This is a genomic window from Cellulosimicrobium cellulans (genome assembly GCF_001722485.1).
GTDB classification, from domain to species: domain Bacteria; phylum Actinomycetota; class Actinomycetes; order Actinomycetales; family Cellulomonadaceae; genus Cellulosimicrobium; species Cellulosimicrobium cellulans_A.
Genome location: NZ_LWGL01000209.1, coordinates 1 through 4,767, shown reverse-complemented (window position 1 = coordinate 4,767; position 4,767 = coordinate 1). Strand labels below are relative to the sequence as shown.

The 4,767-nt window shown below is 76.2% G+C and carries 4 protein-coding genes; 2 read left to right on the top strand and 2 right to left on the bottom strand.

Annotation, left to right across the window (positions count from 1 at the left end; all coding sequences use genetic code 11):
• Positions 1 to 142: 142 nt before the first annotated feature.
• Complete coding sequence (locus JZ5iCDA_RS15660) at positions 143 to 1,183, bottom strand: Gfo/Idh/MocA family protein (RefSeq protein ID WP_069387991.1); 1,041 nt, start codon at positions 1,181 to 1,183, stop codon at positions 143 to 145.
• Between the two features lie 187 nt (positions 1,184 to 1,370).
• Between JZ5iCDA_RS15660 and JZ5iCDA_RS15655 the strand changes: the two genes are divergently transcribed.
• Positions 1,371 to 2,081, top strand: a complete 711-nt coding sequence (locus JZ5iCDA_RS15655; protein ID WP_069387990.1) for an HNH endonuclease family protein — start codon at positions 1,371 to 1,373, stop codon at positions 2,079 to 2,081.
• 3 nt (positions 2,082 to 2,084) lie between these two features.
• Here JZ5iCDA_RS15655 and JZ5iCDA_RS15650 read toward each other — a convergent pair whose 3' ends face one another.
• Positions 2,085 to 4,349 (bottom strand): MMPL family transporter, encoded by a 2,265-nt coding sequence (locus JZ5iCDA_RS15650; RefSeq protein WP_069387989.1) that lies wholly within the window; start codon positions 4,347 to 4,349, stop codon positions 2,085 to 2,087.
• Between the two features lie 37 nt (positions 4,350 to 4,386).
• Here JZ5iCDA_RS15650 and JZ5iCDA_RS15645 point away from each other — a divergent pair.
• Positions 4,387 to 4,767 (top strand): MarR family winged helix-turn-helix transcriptional regulator (locus JZ5iCDA_RS15645; protein ID WP_069387992.1); only part of this gene is annotated, 381 nt, incomplete at its 3' end.

Genomic DNA, 4,767 nt, shown 5'->3' with positions numbered 1-4,767 from the left:
CGCCGCGGCGGGCTCCGTACGCCGCTCGGTGCGGCGCGGCAGGCGCGGGCGGGGTGCGGACGGGACGGGCATGCGCCCATCTCACCGCACGCCGGGCCGCCCGCGGGCGTCGTCCACAGGCCGGGACGTGCCGGCGCGGGGCTCACACGGCGAGCCGGCGCCCCTCGCTCGCGCTGCGGCGTGCGGTGTCGAGCACCTCGGCCGTGCGCACGGCGTCGCGCGGGTCGACGGGGACGGGCCCGTCCTCGAGCAGCCAGGCCGCCACGGCGTGGTAGAAGTCGGCGTGACCGCCGTCCGCGCGCGGGACGGGCGTGCGCTCCCTGCCGCGGGCCAGCCAGCCCTCGCTGCCGGCCGGCGCGTCCGCGTCGAGCTCCTCGAACGGCGAGGCGTCGTTCTCGAACGTCGTCACGACGTAGGCGCCCGCGGAGCCGAGCACACGCGTCCGAGGCCCGGGCGCGCCGACGAGCGAGCCGGCCCACAGCCGGCTGACGACCTCGTTCCCGTCCGCGGCGGGCGCGTGGTGCAGCACGAGGAAGACGTCGTCCTCGGTGGGTGTGGTGTGCGATCGCAGCTCCGCCCACACCGACGTGACGGGCCCGAAGAGCTGCGTCGCGGAGTCCACGAGGTGGGGCCCGAGGTCGAGGAGCAGGCCCCCGCCCACGGGGTCGTTCTCCTTCCAGCGCTGCTGGGGCACGGGGCGCCAGCGCTCCCAGCGCCGCTCGAACGTGTGCACGGTGCCGAGGTCGCCGCGCTCGAGCACCGCGCGCAGCGTGAGCTGCTCGGGGTCCCAGCGCCGGTTCTGGAACACGGTCAACGGGGTGCCCGCCGCCTCGGCCGCCTCGACGACCGCGCGCGCCGCCGCCGTGTCGAGCGCGAGCGGCTTGTCGACGACGACGGGCACCCCGGCGGCGGCCAGGGTCGTCGCGTGCTCGGCGTGCAGCGTGGTGGGGCTCGCGACGACGACGACGTCGTAGGCGTCGCGGTCGGCGACCAGCGCGGTGAGGTCGTCATGCAGGTGCACGCCGGGCCAGTCCTCGGCGGCCGCGGCGCGGCGCTCGGGCGAGCGCACGACGACGGCGGTGACCGTGTGGCCCGCCTCCCGCACGAGACGGGCGTGGATGCCGCGCCCCGCTCCCCCGTACCCGACGATCCCGACCCTGAGCGAACGTCCCGCGCTGTGCATGGCGCCCAATCTAGCGGCCCGGGCCTGCTGGCCCCGTGGCCGCCGGCCCCGGTCGGGCGCGCACACCGGGACGTTCGGCGCACGTGCCCGAGCGGCTGTCGGAATCGGCCCGTTGGTCCGGTATGGTCTCCCCCGTGCCGGTCGGCACGTCGGTTCCGAGGTGTCGTCGTCGGGAAGGTTCGGTCCGTTGAGCGCCACGCGTCGTCGGGTCCCACGCCGCACGGTGCTGCGGTACTCGCTCATCAGCCTGGCGGCCCTCATCGTGCTCGCGAACGTGCTCGGCCAGCGGTCGGCCGCGGTCGACGCCGCCGGTGCGCAGCCCGCGCCCGGCAGCGCCCTGGCGGCCCTCGCGCAGCTCGAGGTCCGGGCGCCCGGCTCGGACACGGGGTTCGCGCGCGACGCCTTCGGCGCGGCCTGGGCCGACCTCGACGGCGACGGCTGCGACACGCGGGACGACGTCCTGGCGCGCGACCTCGCGGACCTGGCGTTCGGGGCCGACGGCGCGGCGTGCCAGGTCCGCGCGGGCACGCTCGTCGACCCGTACACGGGCGAGGGTCTCGCGTTCCGCCAGGGCGCGGGCGGGTCCGTGCGCGTCGACCACGTCGTCCCGCTGCTCGACGCCTGGCGCAAGGGCGCGCGGGAGTGGGACGACGCGACGCGCGAGCGCTTCGCGAACGACCCGCTGAACCTCCTCGCCTCCGACGACGCGACGAGCCGGTCCAAGGGCGCGCGGGACGCGTCGGCCTGGCTGCCGCCGGACCACGCGTCCCGCTGTCCCTACGTCGCCCGCCAGATCGCGGTCAAGGCGGTCTACGGGCTCGCCGTCACGCCCGCGGAGTCCGACGCCATGGCGCGCGTGCTCCGCGACTGCCCCGCCGAACCTCTGCCCGCAGGCTGACGCTCACCCGGCCCGGCCGCGGTCCAGCCGCCCGAGGGCGCTCGGCCACCACGACCGTCGCCCGATGTCGTGCACGAGGGCCGGCACGAGCAGGCTGCGCACGACGAGCGTGTCGAGCAGCACGCCGAACGCCACGAGGAAGGCGATCTGGGCGAGGAACAGCAGCGGGATGATCCCGAGCGCCGCGAAGGTCGCGGCGAGCACGACGCCCGCCGACGTGATGACCGAGCCGGTGACCGCGAGCGCCCGCAGCACGCCGCGACGGGTGCCGACCCGCAGGCTCTCCTCGCGCACCCGCGTCATGAGGAAGATCGAGTAGTCGACGCCGAGCGCGACGAGGAAGCAGAACGCGTAGAGCGGGACCGCGGGGTCCGCGCCGGGGAACCCGAGCACGTGGTCGAACACGAGCGCGCCGACACCGAGCGCCGCGCCGAAGGACAGCACGTTCGCGGCCATGAGCAGGACCGGGGCGAGCACGGACCGCAGCAGCAGGATCAGGATGAGCAGGATCACCGCGAGGACCACCGGCACGATGACGCGCAGGTCCCGCTGGCCGGCGGTCTGCGTGTCGAGCCGCTCGGCCGCGGCGCCGCCGACGAGCGCGTCGGGCGACACGTCGTGGACCGCGGTGCGCACCGCCGACACGGTCTCGACCGCCTCCTGGCTGTCCGACGGCGCCTCGGTGGTCACGTCGACCCGGACCCGGCCGTCGACGACGAGCGGCTCGCCCTGCGCGGGCGCGCCGGGGGCTGCGGCGGGCTGGTCGGTGACCGGGGTCGCGGCGGCGACCCCCTCCGTCGCCGCGGCCGCGTCGACGACGGCCTGCAGGTCGCCCTCGGGCGCGACGACGGTCACGGGCTGGGCCGAGACGCCCTCGAAGTGCTCGGTGAGCACCTCCTCGCCGTCGACCGAGTCGACCTGGGTGAGGAAGACCTCGGAGTCCCCCGTGCCCTCCGCGTCGAGCGACGGCACGAACGCGGCGCACGCGGCGAGCACGACGGCCGTGACGACCCACACGCGGCGGTCGTGGCGGCCGACGAAGCTCGCGACGCGCGACCAGACGCCGTGCCCCTCGACGGACACGCGGTCGTCGCTCTCCGTCGCGGCCTCGACCTCGGTCTGGACCGCGTGGTCGCCGGCGAAGCGGGGCATGCGCGGCCAGAACAGCGCCCGGGAGCGCTGACCCGCCACGAGGAGGAGCGCGGGCAGCAGCGTGAGCGCGGCGACGAAGGCGGCCGCGATGCCGATCGCGGCGACCGGGCCGAGGCTGCGGTTGGAGGACAGGTCGGACAGCAGGAGGCAGAGCAGGCCCGCGATGACCGTGCCCGCGCTGGCCGCGACCGGCTCGACGGAGGCGCGCACGGCGCGTCGCAGCGCCGTCGTCGTGGAGCGCACGAGGCGCAGCTCCTCGCGGTAGCGCGCGACGACGAGCAGCGAGTAGTCGACCGCGGCCCCGACGACGAGGATCGACAGGATGCCCTGCGACTGGCCGTTGAGCGTGAGGACGTCGTTCGCGGCGAGGTGGTAGACGACGAGCCCGGCGAGCGTCAGCGCGAGCACCGCGGTGAGGATGACGATGAACGGCAGGACCGGCGAGCGGTACACGACCGCGAGGATCACGAGGACCGCGCCCAGCGCGACGAGCAGGAGCACGGTGTCGATCCCGCCGAACGCGGTGACGAGGTCCGCGACGAAGCCGGCGGGTCCGGTCACGTACGCGTCGAGGTTCGTGCCCGCGAGACCGCCGTCGGCCTGCTCGGCCGCGGCGAGGTCGCGCAGCGCCCCGACGGCGAGCTCGCTGACGCCGTCCTCCTCCGCCCCGACGCGGTCGGAGGCGGTCGCGGCGTCCAGCGACACCACGACGAGCGCCGCCTCGCCGTCCTCCGACGGCACGAGGACGGGGTCGGCGACGGACGCCTCGCCGACCGTGCCGGGTTCGCCCTCGCCGGTGCCCTCGAGCGGGGCGTCCGGCACGGCCGCGACGAACGCCTCGAGCGCCGCGAGGTCGTCGGGCGCCAGGGCGGAGCCGTCCCCCGTCGACGCGACGACGAGCGCCGGCAGGGCCTCGCTGTCGACGAACTCCTGCGCGAGCTCGGCGGCGCGCGTGGACTCGGCGCTGGCCGGGAGGAACGCGGCGGCGTCGTTGGTCTGCACGGTGCTCAGACGACCCTGGGCCTGTCCCCCGAGCGTGCCGATGGCCATCCAGAGGCCGATGACTGCGACAATGACCAGTCCGCGGAGGAAGCCGCCCGTCCGTTTGCTCAGCATGCTGAGGAATGGTGCCATGGCGGAGGGAGGGATGCACGTGGAGCGATCACCGACCGACGTCACGGGCGGGCCGGGGGCCGAGGAGGTCTTCGCCGACCCCGCCTCGAGCGACCCGACGCGATGGCCGACGGGACGCCTGCTGTTCGCCGTCGCGCGCCGGATCGAGCGCGAGTGGAACGCCCACCTCGGCCAGTGGGACCTCAACCACGCCGGCTTCCCCGTCCTCATGCACCTGCTCGGCGGGCCGCGCTCGCAGCGCGAGCTCGCCGCGGAGTCGGGCGTGACGGAGCAGACGATGAGCCGGATCGTGGCCCGGCTCGAGCGCTCCGGCTACGTGACGCGCACCGGCGACCCGGCGGACCGGCGTCGGCGCGCCGTCGAGCTCACCGAGGCCGGGCGCGACGCGGGCCGCGCCGCG